Annotated in this window: 9 protein-coding genes; 4 read left to right on the forward strand and 5 right to left on the reverse strand. The window is 67.0% G+C overall.

Annotation, left to right across the window (positions count from 1 at the left end; all coding sequences use genetic code 11):
- The first annotated feature begins 196 nt into the window (after nt 1-196).
- Nucleotides 197-3,079, forward strand: a complete 2,883-nt coding sequence (locus ASD15_RS13265; RefSeq protein ID WP_229418176.1) for a glycosyl hydrolase 115 family protein — start codon at nt 197-199, stop codon at nt 3,077-3,079.
- A 4-nt stretch (nt 3,080-3,083) separates the two neighbouring features.
- On the opposite strand, the gene ASD15_RS13270 is transcribed toward ASD15_RS13265, so the two are convergent.
- The gene (locus ASD15_RS13270; protein ID WP_082551880.1) at nt 3,084-6,611 is read right to left on the reverse strand and encodes an indolepyruvate ferredoxin oxidoreductase family protein; all 3,528 of its coding nucleotides are present in this window, start codon (nt 6,609-6,611) and stop codon (nt 3,084-3,086) included.
- A 135-nt stretch (nt 6,612-6,746) separates the two neighbouring features.
- Between ASD15_RS13270 and ASD15_RS13275 the strand changes: the two genes are divergently transcribed.
- From ASD15_RS13275 to ASD15_RS13285, 3 genes are all read left to right on the forward strand, one after another.
- Nucleotides 6,747-7,214, forward strand: a complete 468-nt coding sequence (locus ASD15_RS13275; RefSeq protein ID WP_057155464.1) for an Lrp/AsnC family transcriptional regulator — start codon at nt 6,747-6,749, stop codon at nt 7,212-7,214.
- A gap of 139 nt (nt 7,215-7,353) precedes the next feature.
- Entirely contained in the window at nt 7,354-8,520 is a 1,167-nt protein-coding gene (locus ASD15_RS13280; protein WP_057155465.1) for a two-component system response regulator, read from the forward strand.
- Nucleotides 8,517-12,668 (forward strand): response regulator, encoded by a 4,152-nt coding sequence (locus ASD15_RS13285; protein WP_057155466.1) that lies wholly within the window; start codon nt 8,517-8,519, stop codon nt 12,666-12,668. Before ASD15_RS13280 ends, ASD15_RS13285 begins: the two co-directional genes overlap by 4 nt.
- A 199-nt stretch (nt 12,669-12,867) precedes the next feature.
- Here ASD15_RS13285 and ASD15_RS13290 read toward each other — a convergent pair whose 3' ends face one another.
- The 4 genes from ASD15_RS13290 to ftsH all read right to left on the reverse strand — a co-directional run bounded on the left by ASD15_RS13290 (nt 12,868) and on the right by ftsH (nt 18,289).
- Nucleotides 12,868-14,535 carry a response regulator gene (locus ASD15_RS13290; protein WP_057155467.1) on the reverse strand — a complete coding sequence of 556 codons (1,668 nt, stop codon included), beginning with the start codon at nt 14,533-14,535 and terminating at the stop codon, nt 12,868-12,870.
- Nucleotides 14,536-14,619: 84 nt separating this feature from the next.
- Entirely contained in the window at nt 14,620-15,072 is a 453-nt protein-coding gene (locus ASD15_RS13295) for a thioesterase family protein (protein ID WP_057155468.1), read from the reverse strand.
- A gap of 69 nt (nt 15,073-15,141) precedes the next feature.
- Nucleotides 15,142-16,272 (reverse strand): acyltransferase family protein, encoded by a 1,131-nt coding sequence (locus ASD15_RS13300; RefSeq protein WP_373888177.1) that lies wholly within the window; start codon nt 16,270-16,272, stop codon nt 15,142-15,144.
- A gap of 118 nt (nt 16,273-16,390) precedes the next feature.
- Nucleotides 16,391-18,289, reverse strand: a complete 1,899-nt coding sequence (gene ftsH, locus ASD15_RS13305) for an ATP-dependent zinc metalloprotease FtsH (protein ID WP_082551822.1) — start codon at nt 18,287-18,289, stop codon at nt 16,391-16,393.
- Between the last annotated feature and the right edge of the window lie 61 nt (nt 18,290-18,350).

Genomic DNA, 18,350 nt, shown 5'->3' on the forward strand with positions numbered 1-18,350 from the left:
TGTCTCCGGTTTCAGCGCCCTTATCACTGGCGCAGCGCAGGCCGCCAGCTTGTTAAGCAAGCGGCGGCGTTTTACAAAAAATGATTGCGCTATCTTTTTTGTGTTATAGAATGGTAAAGCCACTTCAAAACACAAAGGTTCGCGCATGAAATTGCTGTACGCCCTGGTTTCAAGCTTTGCAATCGCTTGCCTGTCCGTGTCGCCGGCGGCATTGGCGATCGGTCAGAAGAAGTTCGTGGATTCCGGCCCCGCTGCGGGTGTCGAGCTGATCGCGCGCGGAAAGATGGCTTCCATTCATCTGGATGGCGACGACTACCCCGGGGTGCTGCGTGCGGCGCGCGATCTTCAAAGCGACATCGAAAAGGTGGGTAGCCAGCGCCCTTCCTTGAGCCTGCAAAAGACACCCGGCGCAGTTAGCGGTCAGGACGTGATCCTGATCGGCACCATAGGCCACAGCCGCCTGATCGATCAACTGATCGCACAGAAGAAGCTCGACACCAGCTCAATCAAGGACCTGTGGGAAGGCTACGTGGTGCAGGCGGTGAAAGCACCAATGCCCGGCGTGGCGCGCGCCCTCGTGATCGCCGGCAGCGACAAACGCGGCACTATCTTTGGCATCTACACGCTGGCCGAGCAGTTGGGCGTGTCGCCATGGTATTGGTGGGCGGACGTGCCGGTTCCCCGCAAGGACCGCGCCGTCGTTCCATTCGGCACGCTGGTGAGCGACCGCCCCGCCGTGAAATACCGTGGCATCTTCCTGAACGATGAGGCGCCTGCGCTGACTAATTGGGCCAAGGACAAATTCGGCGGATTCAATCACCAGTTCTATGAAAAGCTGTTCGAACTGATGCTGCGAATGCGCGCCAATTACCTGTGGCCGGCCATGTGGTACTCGGCGTTCAACGACGACGACAAGGAAAACGCCCGGCTGGCCAACGAAATGGGCATCGTCATGGGCACCTCGCATCACGAGCCGATGATGCGCTCGCAGCAGGAATGGCACCGTTACGGCAAAGGACCGTGGGACTACGAGAAAAACGGCGATGCGTTGCGCAAATTCTGGGCCGAGGGTTTACGCAACAGCCATGACTACGAGCAGGTGATCACGATGGCGATGCGGGGTGACGGCGATGAGCCTATGTCCGAGCAGGCCAACGTTTCCCTGCTTCAGGGCATCGTGAACGACCAGCGCAAGCTGATTGCAGCCGAATGGAACAAGGACCCGGCCCAGGTACCGCAACTGTGGGCCCTGTACAAGGAAGTGCAGGAATATTACGACAAAGGCATGCGCGTGCCGGACGACGTGCTGCTGCTGATGTGCGACGACAACTGGGGCAACATCCGGCGCCTGCCGACGGCGGAAGAACGAAAGCGCAGCGGTGGCGCCGGCATTTACTACCATTTCGATTACGTTGGCGTACCGCGCTCCTATAAATGGCTCAACGTAACCCAGATTGCCAAGGTGTGGGAGCAAATGAACCTGGCCAGCGACTTCGGAGCTGACCGCATGTGGGTTGTGAATGTCGGCGATCTGAAGCCCATGGAAATACCGACCGAATTTTTCCTCACCTACGCCTGGGACCCGAAAGCCTGGCCGGCCGAGCGCCTGGGCGGCTATCTGAACCAGTGGGCCGCGCGCGAATTCGGCGCTGTCCACGCGGGCGACATTGCCGATATCGTCAACCAGTACACGCGCTTCAACGCGCGGCGCCGCCCGGAGCAGCTCGACCCGGCGACCTACAGCCTGGTGAACTATCGGGAGGCGGAGCGCGTGGTGAGCGCCTACAACGGCCTGGCCGAGCGTGCGCGGCGCGTCGCCGCAGCCTTGCCGGCTCAGCAGCGCGACGCGTTCTTCCAGCTGGTGGAGTACCCGGTGCGCGCTTCGGCCAACGCGCTGGACATGTATGTCAGCGCCGGCATGAACCGCCTTTATGCGAACCAAGGCAGGATTACCGCCAACGACATGGCCGCCAAGGTGCGCGCGCTGTTTGCCAACGACGCGGAACTGGCGCGCAAGTACCAGCAGGACATCAGCGGCGGGAAGTGGAAGCATATGATGTCGCAAACCCGTTTCGGCTATACCAACTGGGACCAGCCCTATCGCGACGTGATGCCGGCGGTGAGCGAATTGCGCGCTCCCGTAAATGGCGAGCTAGCGGCCCCCAACGGCATCCACCCCAGCGACCAGATGGGGATAGCCGTCGAAGGCAATGCCGTATCATGGCCAGTATTCCCCATCAAACCGCTGGTGCTGCCACAGCTGGACGTGTTCCAGAAGCAGGCAGGCCGCATCGAACTGTTCAACCGTTCAAGCGCGCCATTCTCGTTCAGCATTTCCGCCAACCAGCCATGGGTTCGCCTGAGCACAAGCGGCGGAACCGTTGAGAAAACACAGCTGGTAGAAGTCGACGTGCAATGGGACCAGGTGCCGCTGGGCGACAGCCGCGCGGAATTGACGGTGACAGGGCCGGACAAAGCCAGCGTTAAGGTGGCCGTTCCCGTCCACAACCCTGCCGCGTTGCGGCCGGAACAGGCCACCGGGCATGTGGAGGCGCACGGCGTGATCGCCATCGAAGCGGAGCATTACACGGCAGCGCCGAGCGCGCCCGGCCGGCGCTGGCTGAAGATTCCGGACTATGGCCATACCTTGTCCGGCATGACCGTGTCGCCCGCACAGGCGGGGGCACTTGAGCTGCGCGATGGCATGCAGCTGCAATATACCGTGAATATCTTCAACCCCGGCAAGCTCCAGGTTGAAGCGGTATTGGCCCCGACGCTGAAATTCTCCCCGGGAGGCGGCTTCCGCTACGGGATCTCCTTCGACGATGAAGCGCCTCAGGTGATCAATATCCACGCGGATGAATCGGAAGAACAGTGGCGCAAGATCGTGTCAGACGGTGTGGCCAGGTTCTCCAGCACGCACATGGTGAGGTCCGCTGGCAAACACACGCTGAAATTCTGGGCCCTGGACCCGGGCGTCGTGCTGCAGCGGCTGGTGGTCAATACGGGCGGCCTCAAGCCAAGCTATCTGGGGCCGCCGGAAAGTCCCTACTTCCCGGCGCGCGGCACGGCCCGTTGACCAATCAGGCTTGCCGCTTCAGCTCAGTGGCCGGGGTTTGGAACTCCACCATGCGCGCTTGCCAGGCAGCGTCCACCTGGTCCATCGCCGCCAGCTTGACGTGGCCGTAGCCGCGCACCTGTTCCGGCAGTTGCGCCAGCCTCAGCGCGGCGGCTTTATTGTGTAGCCCGAGGCAAGCGGACAGCTCGTGCACGAACGCCAGGTAGCGGTCGCGCAGCGCGCGTTCGCGGCGCCGCTCTTCGGTGTAGCCAAAGATGTCCAGCGGCGTGCCGCGCAGGCATTTCAGGCGCGCCAGGCCGCCGAAGCCTTTCATCATCCAGCCGCCGAACGCCATCTTGGCTGGCACGTCCGAACCCGGCTTCTTGCGCGCCAACAATGGCGGCGCCAGATGGAAGCCGAGCTTGTAGTCGCCTTCGAATCGCGCCGCGATCTGCTCGCGGAAGCTCGGGTCGGCGTGCAGGCGCGCCACTTCGTATTCGTCCTTGTAAGCCATCAGCTTGAACAGGTTGCGCGCCACGGCCTTGCTCAGCGTGCGCTTCGCCCCATCGCCGTCCAACGCGACCTCTTTCAGCTCGACGGCCGCCACCGCGTCGGCGTAAACACGGGCATAGGCAGCATTCTGGTACTTGCTCAGCCAGTCCGCGCGGAAGGCCACCAGTTCCGGCAGCGATTTGGGCGCGGCGAACTGGATCACCTGCTGTTGCGGCTGCGCCAGGCGGGACAGCGCGTCCTGGTCGGCTGCGGCCAGGCGGCCCAGCATAAAGGCGCGCTTGTTCATGTCGATGGCGACGCCGTTCAGCTCAATCGCCCGCATCAGCGCTTCCAGGCCGGCCGGCACCAGCCCCTTTTGCCACGCATAGCCCATCAGCAGGATATTGCCGCCGATCGGATCGCCGAGGAAGCGCGCCGCGATTTCCTGCGCGTCCAGCTGCAGCAGATTGGCGCCGCCCGCTGCCGATGCCAGCTTCTCGAGCAAGCCGTCCTTGTTGATGGAGGCGTCGCGGTCGCGGGTGAATTCCGCCGTCGGGATCTCGCGCTCGTTGGCCACCACTTGCGTGTGGCCGCGCCGCATCACGGACAGGCTGTCCGGCATCGCCGCTACCACCAGGTCGCAGGCGAACACCGCGTCCGCCTGCTGCAAGTCGATACGCACTTGATTCAAGGCCGACGGCGACGCGGCCACGCGCACATGCGACAGCACCGCGCCGCCCTTCTGCGCAAAACCCATGAAGTCCAGCGTGGACGCGCCCTTGCCTTCCAGGTGCGCGGCCATGGTGATCAGCGCTCCGACGGTGACGATGCCGGTACCGCCCACACCCGCCACCAGGATTTCGAACGGCTTGTCCAGCGCGTGCGGCGCGGGCGCCGGGTAGCGGCCCAGCGCCTGTTCCAGGTCCGCCAGCGTGAGGGCCACGCTGGCCGGTTTGCGCAGCGTGCCGCCCAGTACCGAGACGAAGCTCGGACAGAAGCCTTCTACGCACGAGTAATCCTTGTTGCAGGACGATTGCTCGATCTGGCGCTTGCGGCCCAATTCCGTTTCCAGCGGCAGGATGGACAGGCAGTTCGATTGCACGCCGCAGTCGCCGCAGCCTTCGCACACGGCCGGGTTGATCACCATGCGGCGCGCCGGGTCGGGGAATACGATTTTTTCCGGCTTGTTCTTCTTGCGGCGGCGGCGCTTTTCGGCCGCGCAGGTCTGGTCGTACACCAGCACCGTCACGCCGGCGATCTCGCGCAGCATGCGCTGCATGGCATCGAGCTCGCTGCGGTGGTGCACCGTTACGCCGGCCGGCAGCGCCACGCCGGTGTAGTTCTCCGGCTGGTCGGTCACCACCACCACCTTCTTCGCGCCCTCGCTCACCACCTGCTGCACGATCTGCGGCACGGACAGCGTGCCGTCCACCGGCTGGCCGCCGGTCATGGCCACCGCGTCGTTGTACAGGATCTTGTAGGTGATGTTGGTGCGCGCGGCGATCGCCTGGCGGATCGCCAGCGAACCAGAATGGTAGTAAGTGCCGTCGCCCAGGTTCTGGAATACGTGCTTCTCGCCCACGAAACGCGAAGAACCCACCCAGCTGATGCCCTCGCCGCCCATCTGCGCCAGGTAGTTGGTGTCGCGCTTCATCCAGGTGGCCATGAAGTGGCAGCCGATGCCGGCCATGGCGCGGCTGCCTTCCGGCACGCGGGTAGAGGTGTTGTGCGGGCAGCCGGAGCAGAAGTACGGCGTGCGCTTGATGCCGTCGGCGCTGTTGGACAGCAGCTCGGCGGCGCAGAAGTCGGGCAGCATGCGCTTCAGGTCCAGCTCGGGGAACCGGGGCGCCAGCCATTGCACGATGGCGGGCGCGATGCGCGAGGGGCGCAGTTCGCCCAGCGCGGACAGCAGCGCATCGCCATTCCGGTCGGTCTTGCCGATGACGGCGGGCCGTTCGGACTGCGGCAGGTTGTAGAACAGGTTCTTCACCTGCTGCTCGATCACGGCGCCCTTCTCTTCCACCACCAGGATTTCCTGCAGGCCGTCCGCGAACGCGGCCAGGCGGGTGCGTTCCAGCGGATAGGTCAGGCCCGGCTTGTACAGGCGCACGCCCAGTTCTTCCAGGCGGCGCAACGGCAGGCCAAGGCGCTCCAGCGCTTCCAGCAGGTCGAGGTAGGCCTTGCCGGCGCTGATGATGCCGACGGCGGCGCGCGGCGCAGGCACTACCAGGCGGTCGATGGAGTTGGCGCGGGCGAAGGCTTGCACGGCTTCCAGCTTCTCGGCCGCGCGCACTTCCAGGGCCAAGCCGGGCAAGTCCGGCCAGCGGTTGTGCAGGCCGTCCGGCGGCGCGGTGTAGTCGGTGGGCATAACGTAGCTCGGCAGCGGCGGCAGCTCCACCACGGCGCCGCCCTCCACGGTCTCCGAGATGGCCTTGAAGCCGGACCACGCGCCCGAGTAGCGCGACAAGGCCCAGCCGTACAGGCCGAACTCCAGGTACTCCTGGATGTTGGCCGGGTTAATTACCGGCATGCTCCAGGCGATCAGCGCCTGCTCGCTCTGGTGCGGCATGGAGGAGGACACGCAGCCGTGGTCGTCGCCCAGGATCACCAACACGCCGCCGCGCGGCGAGGAGCCGTACACGTGGCCGTGCTTGAGCGCGTCGCCCGCCCGGTCCACGCCCGGGCCTTTGCCGTACCACATGGCGAAAACGCCATCGACCTTGCGGGTGGGGTCGGCTTCCACCTGCTGCGAGCCGAGTACCGCCGTGGCGCCCAGTTCTTCGTTAATCGCGGGCAGGAATTCAACGTTGTGCTTTGCCAGCAGCCTGGACGCGCGCCACAGTTCCTGGTCCACCGCGCCCAGCGGCGAGCCGCGGTAGCCGCTGACGAAGCCGCCCGTGTTCAGGCCTTGCGCGTCGTCGCAGATCTTCTGCATGCACAGCAGGCGCACCAGCGCCTGGGTGCCGGTCAGGAACACGCGGCCCTGGGTGCGGGTCAGGTTGTCGGAAAGAGCGTAGTCGGGGTCCGCCAGGGCTGGCTGGATGGAGGCTGGCAAGGTCATGGAATTCATTGTCGTGTCTCGCAATTAAATACTTATAGTGCGAGAAATGATATGGCGCATCGGGCGAAATATTTCGTCTATTCCCGCTATTCCAGACGTTAGAATGGGTTTTTTCTTTCCAAATATAGCAGAAAAATGAAAAATGATTCCCTGGATGCGGCCTCCGTCAAGATTCTGGCCGAACTGCAGAAAAACGCGCGCATTTCGTCAAACGAGCTGGCCGAGAAGATCGGCATGTCGGCCAGCCCTTGCTGGCGGCGCCAGAAGGAGCTGGAGGACAACGGCTACATCATCCGCTACACGGCGCTGGTGGACCGGCGCAAGCTGGGGCTGTCGGTGGTCTGCATGGCCAACATCACGCTGGCCCGGCACGAGGAAGGCGCGGTGAAGAATTTCGAGGAAGCGATGCGCTTGCGGCCGGAGGTGGTGGAGTGCTACGAGACCACCGGCAACGCGGACTACCTGGTGAAGATCGTGGTGGCGGACATGGACGGGTACCACGACTTCCTGCACAACGTGCTGGTAAAGCTGAACGGCGTTTCGCAGGTCAACACCAGCGTGGCGCTGCGTGAAGTGAAGTACGAGACTGCCCTGCCGCTGTAATGCGCGGGCATTGCCGCAATGGCCGGCTTGCCACGCCACGCCGCGGCCGCCGGCACTCCGCAAGCGCCGGTTTACAGCTGCGCAGCGGCAATATATAGTCTGACAACAATCCCAGCCGGAACGACCAAGGAGCCCAGGTATGAACTTCGCCCCAGACTTGCCCGCCAAGCCCATCATCCTGGTGGTCGACGATACCCCGGACAACCTGCTGCTGATGGCCAACCTGCTGAAGGACCTGTACACGGTGAAGGCGGCCAACAACGGCGAGAAGGCGATCCGCATCGCGCAGACGCGGCCGCAGCCGGACCTGATCCTGCTCGATATCATGATGCCGGGCATGACCGGCCACGACGTGGCTCGCATCCTGCAAGCCGAACCGGCTACGCGCAACATCCCCATCATCTTCCTGACCGCGATGGCTTCCAGCGCGGACGAAACGGCGGGACTGGAGCTGGGCGCGGCCGACTACATCACCAAGCCGATCAGCCCACCGGTGGTGCTGGCGCGGGTACGCACCCAGCTCAAGGTGAAGGACGCGGCCGACTTCCTGCGCGATAAGAATGATTACCTGGAACAGGAAGTGCAGCGCCGCACGCGCGAGCTGGGCGCGATTCAGGACGTGACCATCCACGCCATGGCCTCGCTGGCCGAAACGCGCGACAACGAGACCGGCAACCATATCCGCCGCACGCAGCATTATGTGCGGGTGCTGGCCGAGCACTTGCGCGAGCACCCGCGCTTCCGCCACTTCCTGGACGATGCCACCATCCAGCTGCTGTTCAAGTCGGCGCCGCTGCACGACATCGGCAAGATCGGCATCCCGGACCGCATCCTGCTCAAGCCGGGCCGCTTCACGCCCGATGAGTTCGAGATCATGAAGACCCACACCACGCTGGGGCGCGACGCCATCGCGCACGCCGAACAGCAGTTGGGCATGGACGTCGGCTTCCTGGCGCTGGCCAAGGAAATCGCCTACAGCCACCAGGAGAAGTGGGATGGCAGCGGCTACCCGGAGGGCCTGTCCGGGGACGCCATCCCGATCTCGGCGCGGCTGATGGCGGTGGCCGACGTGTACGACGCGCTGATCAGCCGCCGCGTCTACAAGGAAGGCATGCCGCACGATAAGGCGGTGCAGATCATCCTGGAGGGACGCGCTTCGCACTTCGATCCCGACATCTGCGACGCCTTCCAGGCTTGCCTGCCGCTGTTCCAGCAGATCGCCGCGCGCTTCGCCGACAGCGACGCGGACATGGAAAAACAGGCGCAGGCGATAGCCCATAGCGGCGCGGCCGCTGCCGCGCCGTGAGGACGCTGATCGCCTGGCTGGAGCAGTGGCCGCTGCGCCGCAAGCTGTTGCTCGGCTTCTGTTCGCTGTTGCTGCTGTCGCTGGCCCTGGGCGTGCAGAGCCTGCGCACGCAGGAGCAGTTGGGGCACGACATGCAGCGCCTGCTGAGCGAAGGCGTGATCGGCATCGTGCAGGTAAAGGAGGCGCGGGTGCAGCTGGCCCGCATGGAACAGGCGCTGCACCAGGTGGCCGGCGCACAGGGCACGGCGGCGCGCGAGCGTGCGCTGCAGGACCTGGACGAGGCGCGCGAGCGCCTGCGCTATGCCGTCGACGAAGCCGGCAACACGCTGCTGCGCGCCGACAACCAGCAGCGCCTGGCCAGCTTCGAAGCACTGCTGGCCCGCGTGGAACGCGCCAGCGACGATGCGCTGGACCTGGTCAGGAGCAACCGGACCGCCGAAGCGCAGGCGCTGCTTGAGCTGCCGCGGCACCGGCAAGCCATGCGTGATGCCGACAAAAACCTGGCCGAGATCGCAGCGGTCAAGGATGCCGGCGTGCGCTCCACCATCTACAACATCCGCCAGTTCACCGTCACCAGCAACCTGCTCACCTATGCCTTGCTGGTGGGCGGACTGGCGCTGGCCTTCCTGTTTTCCTGGTCCATCAGCCGCTCGATCCGCCACCCCATCGACCGCGTGCGCAAGGCGGTCGATGCGCTGGCGGCCGGCCAGCTCGACAGCGTAATCCCGCACACCGGCTACCGCAACGAAACCGGCGACCTGGCGCGCGCCATCGCCAAGCTGCAGGTCGAGGCGCGGCAGCTCGAGACGCAGCGCTGGATCAAGTCGCAGGAGGCTGCCATCCAGTCCGAACTGCAGCAGGCCGCCACGCTCGACGAACTGGCCCAGCGCTTCCTGGCGCTGCTGGCGCCGCTGCTGCGCAGTGGCCAGGGGGTGCTGTACACGCTGGACGAAACCGGCCAGACGCTGCGCCTGCGCGGCGCCTATGCGGTCGACCCGCAACGGCCGCCGGCGCCGGAACTGCCGCTGGGCAGCGGCCTGCTGGGCCAGTGCGCGCAGGACCGCCAGCCGCGCCGCCTGGACGCGCTGCCGCCCGAGTATGGCCACATCCATTCGCAATTGGGCCAGGCCCAGGCGCGCCACCTGCTGGCGCTCCCGCTGCTGCACGGCGAGCGCCTGATGGGCGTGCTGGAGCTTGCCAGCTTCGAGCCGCCCGGGGCGGCGGAGGCCGAGCTGCTGCAAGGCCTGCTGCCGCAACTGGCGATGAGCATGGAGATCAAGAACCGCAACGAGGCCGTGCACGCCCTGCTGGAGCGCACCGAGCGCCAGTCGGCCGAACTGGCGCAGCAGCAGGTGGCGCTGAAGGCCACCGAGGCCTGGTATCGCGGCATTATCGAGGCCGCCCCAGACGGCATGCTGGTGGTCGACGCCACCGGCCATATCCTGCTGACCAATCCGCAGCTCGACAAGCTGTTCGGCTACGCCGCCGGCGAACTGCATGGGCTGCCGATCGAGACGCTGGTGCCGCACGCGGTGCGCGGCACCCACGTGGGCGAGCGGAATGGCTTCATCGGGCATGGCACGGCGCGCCAGATGGGCAGCGTCGGCGCCGATCTGCACGGCTTGCGCAAGGACGGCAGCGAGTTCTCGGTCGAGATAGGCTTGTCGCGGCTGCCGGCCATCGAGGACCGCGGCGTGTGCGTGTGCGCTTCGGTGCGCGACATCAGCGACCGCAAGCAAGCCGAAGCCGAGGTGGTGCGGGCCAAGGAGATCGCGGAAGACGCCACGCGCGCCAAGAGCGACTTCCTGGCCAATATGAGCCACGAGATCCGCACCCCGATGAACGCCATCATCGGCATGAGCCACCTGGCATTGCGCACGCAGCTCGACAAGAAGCAGCGCAACTACATCGAGAAGGTGCACCGCTCGGCCGAGAACCTGCTGGGCATCATCAACGACATCCTGGATTTCTCCAAGATCGAAGCGGGCAAGATGAGCATCGAGGACATCCCGTTCCGGCTGGAGGACGTACTGCAGAACTTCGCCAGCATGATCGGCCTGAAGGCCGAAGACAAGGGACTGGAGCTGCTGTTCGCCTCCGCACCGGACCTGCCCACGGCGCTGGTCGGCGACCCGCTGCGGCTGGGGCAGATCCTGGTCAACCTGGGCAACAACGCAGCCAAGTTCACCGAACGGGGCGAGATCGTGGTCGGCGCCGAGCTGGCGGCCGAGGCGGACGGGCGGGTCGAGCTGCATTTCTGGGTCAAGGACAGCGGCATCGGCATGACGCCCGAACAGTGCGAGCGGCTGTTCGAGTCCTTCAGCCAGGCCGACAGCTCGATTACGCGCAAATACGGTGGCACGGGCCTGGGCCTGGCCATCTCGCGCAAGCTGGTGGAGCTGATGGGCGGCCGCATATGGGCCGACAGCCGACCCGGCGAGGGCTCGACCTTCCACTTCCATGCCTGGTTCGGCCTGCACGCCGAAGGCTCGGCGCGGCGCATGTTCCATGCGGACGAGCTGCTTGGCCTGCGGGTGCTGGTGGTGGACGACAACGCCAGCGCGCGCGAGATCCTGTCCACCATGGCGCGCAGCTTCGGGCTTGAGGTCGACGTGGCGGACAACGGCGAGAGCGCCTTGCGCAGCATGGTCGAGGCAGAGCGCAAGGCCCTGCCCTACGACCTGGTGCTGATGGACTGGCGCATGCCGGTGATGGACGGCGTGGAGGCACTGCGGCGCATGCAGGCCGGCGCGGTCAACCACGTTCCGTCGGTGATCATGGTGACGGCGTTCGGGCGCGACGAGGCGCATGAGGAGGCGGCGCGCCAGCAGGTGGCGCTGCCGGCGGTGCTGACCAAGCCGGTCACGCCATCCACGCTGCTGGAGGCGATCGGCGAAGTGCTGGGCAAGGGCGTGGTGACCGAAACCCGCCAGGCGGAACGCGAGGACCGCAGCGCAGCCGACATGGCCAGCCTGGCCGGTGCGCGCATCCTGCTGGCCGAAGACAACGACATGAACCAGGAGCTGGCGCGCGAGCTGCTGGAAAGCGCGGGCATCGAACTGATTATCGTCGGCGACGGCCAGCAGGCGCTGGAAAGACTGGCCGCCGACCCGGCCTTCGACGGCGTGCTGATGGACTGCCAGATGCCGGTCATGGACGGCTACACGGCCAGCCGCAAGCTGCGCGGGCAACCGCAGTTTGCCGCACTGCCTATCATCGCCATGACCGCCAACGCGATGTCGGGCGACCGCGAACTGGCGCTGGACGCGGGCATGAACGACCACATCTCCAAGCCGTTGAACGTGGCCGCCATGTTCGCCACCATGGCGAAATGGATCAAGCCTGCCGCACGCGCGGTTGATACTGCGGCGGAACCGGCCGGCGGCGCTGGCGGCGGCCACGCCGGCAGCGGCAGCGTTGCGTTGCCGGCGCAGCTGCCCGGCATCGACGTGCGCGCCGGGCTGGGCACCAGCATGGGCCGCGAAGCGCTTTACCTGCGCATGCTGGGCCGCTTCCGCGACGGGCAAGGCGGCTTCCGCGCAAACTTCGACGCAGCGCGGCTGAGCGGCGACGATGCAGCGCCCTGCCGCGTGGCGCACACGTTGCGCGGCACGGCCGGCAACATCGGAGCAAAGGCGCTTGCCGCCGCCGCCACGGAGCTGGAGCTAGCTTGCAAAGCCGGCGCAGGCGCGAACGACGTTGCGCGCCTGCTGGCGGCGGTGGAGCACGAACTTGCCCCGGTGCTGGCCGGCCTGGCAGTGCTTGGCGGCAGTGCACGCGCCGCGCCGGCGCCCGGCGCTTCCGCCGACGCTTCTGCCGACGCTTTTGCCGACGCTTCGGACGCGGCACCGGACGCGGCATCGGCCACGGCGTCGGCATCGGCCACAGCACTGGACGCAACGTCGGACGCGGCGCCGGTGCAACCGCCTGCCGCGCCACTGCCGCCGCAAGTGGGCGCCATGCTGGCACAATTGCGCGCCCTGCTGGCCGACAGCGACACCGGCGCGTTGGACCTGCTGGAAGAGCTGGAACCGCTGGTGGACGGCCTGCCGCTGGGGCGCCAGCTGCGCAAGGTCAGCCAGCAGGTGGAGCGCTTCGACTTCGACGCCGCGCTGGCGCAACTGGACGGCCTGGCGCTGCCAGCCTGATTTGCGTGCTTGCCTGGACGGCGTGCCGGGCAAGGAGGCGTGCCTGGCTGCGACGCGATCCGGTCTAGGAGGCGTGCCGGCTGCCGGCGCTCCTAGCTGGGAGGCGAGCCAGGCTGGAAGGCGCGCCTAGCTCGGAGGTGTGCCGGGCTGGTAGGCATACCGGGTTGGGAGGCGTGCCGGGGCTGGGCGACCCGCCCCGCTAGGCAGGGGTGGCCGAAGGGGCGGCTGAAGGAGCGGCTGGCAGGGTCACGATCAGCGTGGTGCTCTGCTTGTCGTCGTCTACCGCGAACGCCACCTCGCCGTGCTGGGCGCGCGCCAGCAGCCGCGCCGAATAGGTACCCAGACCGGTGCCGCCCGCCTTGCCATCGGTGATGAACTTGTCGAAAAAGCGCTCCCTGATCGCTTCCGGTATCACGCCCTTGTTGACGATCTCGATGCGCAAGGGACTGTCCGCGTACAGCGTGGCGCTGACCCTGCTGCGCTCCGGCGCCGCCTCGCAGGCGTTCTTGACCAGATTGTGCAGCAGCGAATAGGTCAGCATCGCGTCGCACAGCCCCATGGGCGGATCGATGCCCACGTCGAAATCGGTATCGACCGCGATCACCAGCTGTTTGCCCGCGTAACTGGCGCGCGCCGTCTCCACCACCTTCCGCAGTACGTCGCTGATCGGCAGTGGTTCCGCCCGCAGCAGGTATTTGCCGGTCTCGATCTTGTAGAGCTCGGTCGACAGGTTGACCATATCGGTCACCTGCAGCATGGCCTGCTCGGCCAGGCGCAATTGCTCGCCTTGGCGGCGGTCCAGGTCGCCCGCGTCGATCAGCGACTGCAGGATGCCGATGGCGCCGGCCAGCGGGCCTTTCAGGTCGTGGCGCGTCATCGCCTCCACGTCGTCGCGCAGGCGCGCCATGGCCAGCATGTTGTCGTAGTCGGCCTGCAATTGCCGGCGCAGCTGGACGTACCGCATGAAATTGGCCACGCGCAGCTTGAGCTGGACCGGATCGATGGGCTTGGTGACGAAATCGACCGCGCCCAGCTCCATGCCCTGCAGCCGGGCGGCGTCGCCGGTCAGCGCGGTGACAAAGATGATGGGCACGTTCTCCGCGTTCGGATGCTGGCGCATGCGGCGCGCCACTTCAAAGCCGTCCATGTCCGGCATCATCACGTCCAGCAGCACCAGGTCGGGCGGGGCGTCAGAGCAGCACAGCGCCAGCGCCTTTTCGCCATTGTGGGCCGCCTTGATGCGGTAGCTGCCCTTGAACACATTGGCCAGCACGTGCAGGTTGTCGGCGGTGTCGTCCACCAGCAGCAAGGTCGGCGGCGGCGGGGCCAAGGGCGGCAAGTGGACCGGGCCGACCGGCACAGCGGCAGCGGCTGCCGTAGCGGCAGTAGCGGCAGCGGGGGCACTAGCGGTGCGGGCGGCCCCCTGCGGCTCGGCCGCCGTCCCGGGCGCCCCCGCAGAGAACGGGAGCGCCGGGGCCGCCGGGGCAATGCTGTGCGCCATGGCGCGCTGCACGCTGGTCGACAGCCGCCCGGCCGTGTAGGGTTTGACCAGCAAATCGCTGACGCCGCTGGCGATAGCCGCTTCGATACGGCTGCGCTCCGCCTCGGCGGTGATCATGATGAAAGGCGTGTGCGCATGGCGCGGGCTGGCGCGCATCTGCTGCAGCAGCGCGATGCCGCTCATGGCCGGCATGTTCCAGTCCGAGATCACCAGGTCGTAGCGCTTGCGCTCCAGCATGCGCCAGGCCTCGGCGCCATCGCCTGCCATGTCGACCGGCCCGTAGCCCAGCCCCGCCAGCTGCCCCGCAGTCACCTTGCGCATCGTTTCGACGTCATCCACCACCAGCACTTTCAGCACCTGAGCCATGCGCCCCCCTCGAATAGGCTTGCGCCGCGCGCTATCGGCGGCTGGGACTATTATCAGGCAATTTTTCCGCCATGACAGTTTTTCTCAACGGGAATTTGCCTGGCCGGCGTCCACCATGGCCGGCAGGTAGATGGCGCTGAACTCGGGCGGGAAGCGGCGCGCGCGGCCGGCGCTGATGTCGACGCAGATCAGTTCCCAGCGCCCACGCAGCACGGTGGCCTGGTCGCTGTCGCGGATCAGCTGGAAGCGCCGTTCCATGGTCATTTTGCCGTCGCTGGCGGTGAGCCAGGTGGCCAGGGTGAGCGGCTCGCCGAGGCGCGTCGCTAGCAGGTAGTCGTAGGAGGCGCTGCGGATGGCCATGGCGCGGTCGAGGCGGTGGTAGTCGGCCAGCGCCAGCCCGAGTGCCTCGGAATGGGACCAGCCGATCGCCTCGCACCAGCGCACGTAGACGGCATTGTTGGTGTGCTGCAGGCCGTCGATGTCTTGCGCTTGCGGCTGCAGCGGCAGGGTGTAGGCTTGCGGATAGTCCCAGGGCATGGCGTCTCAGTGTGGTCCGTGAGCCGCCATTATAGGCGGCATTGGCGGGGCCGCTCCGCCGCGCAACGCTTACGCCGGCACGGGCCGCGCGTACACATGCTGCGCCACCCGCGAGACGATGCGGCCCAGCGGCAGTTCCACCCAGCGGTGGAAGGCGGCGCCGGCGGCCAGGCTGGCGCCCCAGGCGATGGCCATGCCGGCCGCCTGCCAGTACGGCTCGGCCGGCGCGAAGCGCGTAAAGGCTGCGTTGACGAGCAGGCTGACCGGAAAATGGATCAGGAACACCGCGTACGAGGTCTTGGCCAGGTAGTTGACCAGCTGCCAGGCGCGCCCGGCGTCGGCGGCCAGCCTGGCGCGGCCGAAGGCGAACAGCGCGCAGGCCACCGCCAGCGCGACGGCGATGCGCACGCGGAACTCCAGCACCAGCGCGGCCAGCGCCGGCAGCACCAGCATCGCCAGCAGCAGCGCCACCGCGCCGCGCGTGCGCTTCGCGTCGCTGGCCCACCAGGCCAGCACGCCCAGGCCGTAGCTGCCGAAGAAGTACGGCGCCCAGTTGTCCCAGTCGCTGTCGAGGTTGAAGTACAACAGCGAGCTGCTGACGGCGGCCAGCATCACGGCCGGCATCAGCCAGGTGCGCAGGCCGTCCCCGCTCAGGCGGCCGGACAGCCACAGCAGCAGCACCATGCCGGCGTACAGCTGGAAGTCGATGGCGACGTACCAGGCGCCGGCCGACAGCGATTCGTAGCCCAGCACGCTGTGCAGCAGCAGCGCGTGCGCGCTCAGTTGGCCGAAGCTGGCGGGCGCGGAGATCGAGTCGTGCGTCATCCAGGCGCTGGCCAGCGCGTTGGCGCCGGCCGCCAGCAGCGCGGCGGCCAGGAACGGCGGGGCCAGCTTGGCGTAGCGGCGCCAGGTGGTGTGCAGCGGGGTAGCGATGCCGGGGCGGCCGGACGGCGACAGGGACTTGGCGGCCAGGAAGCCGCCCACCACCAGGAACACCTGTACGGCGATGCGGGCGTGATCGGTGAGCCAGTCCATCAGCTCGGGCATCAGCGCGCGCGCGTGGTCGGACATGGGGCCGTAGAATGCCAGGTGGTGCAGCACGATCAGCTGCGCGGCGCCGGCTTTCAACAGGTTGATCAGGCCAAACTGTGCCGGGGCCGCCATCGCCGGCCCGGCGCTTACTGCTGCATTCATTGCCATTCCTTGCTCGCGTTTATTTTCCAACAATGCTTCTACACGCAAGACAGGCTGGCGGTGATATTGCGGACCGGGCGGTATGATAGCCGAAGTGGCCACGCCGCGCCCGCACGGGTGCGCTTCAGGCGCTGGCGGCGGCCCGCCCTCCCCGCTCGCGCCGGCTTTCCAGCGCCAGCGCGGGCGGCAGGCCGGTGACGGCGAGAATCTCCTTCTCGTCCAGGGTTTCGCGCGCGAGCAAGGCGCGCACCAGCGCGTCGAGTTCCCGGCGGTGCCGGTTCAGCAGGCGCAGCGCTTCGTCGTGGCACTCGCCGATGATGCGCTGCACGTTGATGTCGATCAGGCGCGCGGTTACTTCGCTGAACGGCTTGGGGCCGGCGTAGGCGCCGCCGCCCAGGTAGGGATTCTGGCGCGGCGCCAGCTGGACCAGGCCAAGTTCGTCGCTCATGCCCCAGCGGGTCACCATGTTGCGGGCCAGCTCGGTGGCTTGTTCGATATCGTTCTCGGCGCCGGTGGTCTTGCTGCCGTAGGCGATGGCCTCGGCCACGCGTCCGCCCAGCAGGCCGGTGATGCGGGCCCGCAGGTACGCTTCGGGGTAGTTGTAGCGGTCGGTCTGCGGGCGCTGGTAGGTCACGCCCAGCGCCTGGCCGCGCGGCACGATGGTGACGCGGTGTACCGGGTCCGAGCCGGGCACCAGCAGGCCCAGGATGGCGTGGCCGCTCTCGTGGTAGGCGATGCGTTCGCGGTCCGCCGGGCTGAGCAGGATGGGCCGTTCCGGGCCCAGCACGATTTTTTCCAGCGCGTCCAGGAAGTCCTTCTGGTGCACCGCGTCCTGGTTGCGGCGGGCGGCCAGCAGCGCTGCCTCGTTGACGAGGTTCTTCAGGTCGGCGCCGGCCAGCCCGGGGGTGGCGCCGGCCAGCTCGGCCAGGCTGGTGTCCGGCGCCAGCGGCACCTTGCGCGTGTGCACCGTCAGGATGGCTTCGCGCCCGGCCTTGTCGGGCAGGTTGACCACCACGCGCCGGTCGAAGCGGCCCGGCCGCAGCAGGGCTTTGTCGAGCACGTCGGGCTGGTTGGTGGCGGCCAGCACGATGATGCCTTCGCGGCTGGAGAAGCCGTCCATTTCGGTCAGGATCTGGTTCAGTGTCTGCTCCTGCTCGCTCGAGCCGCCGATGGCGAACTGGCCGCGCGCGCGGCCGATCGAGTCGAGCTCGTCGATGAAGATGATGGCGGGGGCGTGCTCGCGCGCCTGGCGGAACAGGTCGCGCACGCGGGCCGCGCCGACGCCGACAATCATTTCCACGAACTCGGCCGCGCTCATGGAGAAGAACGGCACGCCGGCCTCGCCTGCCACGGCCTTGGCCAGCAGGGTCTTGCCGGTGCCGGGCGCGCCCACCAGCAGCACGCCCTTGGGGGCGGCGCCGCCCAGGCGGGTGTATTTGCCGGGGTCCTTGAGGAAGTCGACAATCTCGACCAGCTCGTTTTCCGCTTCGTCGATGCCGGCCACGTCGTCGAAGGTGGTGCGGGTGCCGGCCTGCTGGTCGTAGCGGCGCGCCTTGCTCTGGCCGATGCCGAACAGCCCGCCCATGCCACCGCCTTGCTGCGCGGCACGGCGGTACAGCCAGACGTAGAAGGCGATGATGAGCAAGGCGGGGCCGAAGCCGTAGAGCAGCGTGGCCAGCGGGCTGTCGCTGCGCAGCGGCATGGCGCTGATTTCGACGCGGTTGGCGATGAGGAATTGCTCGAGGCCGGGATCGACGAAGGCGGGCAGCGTGGTGGTGAAGGTCTTGGCGGCGCGGCGCGGCGCTTCCGGCTGGGCCGGGTTGGCGGAGGCGGCCGGCGGCCAGCCGACCGGCGCGGCGAAGCGGCCTTCGATGCTGACGGCCTTGCTGTAGATGGCGGTGACGTTGCCTTTGGCGACTTCCTGCTTGAAGACGGTGTAGGGGATGTTCACCGGCGAGTCGGCGCCGGGGAAGTACCATTTCATGATGAGGTAGTTGATGAACAGGACGACGGCGAACAGCATCCAGGTCTTGCTGGGGGGAGCTCGGCCTGGGGCTTTTTCGGTGGGGGGGTGTCGTCGCGGG

Origin of the sequence: Massilia sp. Root351, from assembly GCF_001425045.1 — a bacterium.
Lineage (GTDB): Bacteria > Pseudomonadota > Gammaproteobacteria > Burkholderiales > Burkholderiaceae_D > Rugamonas.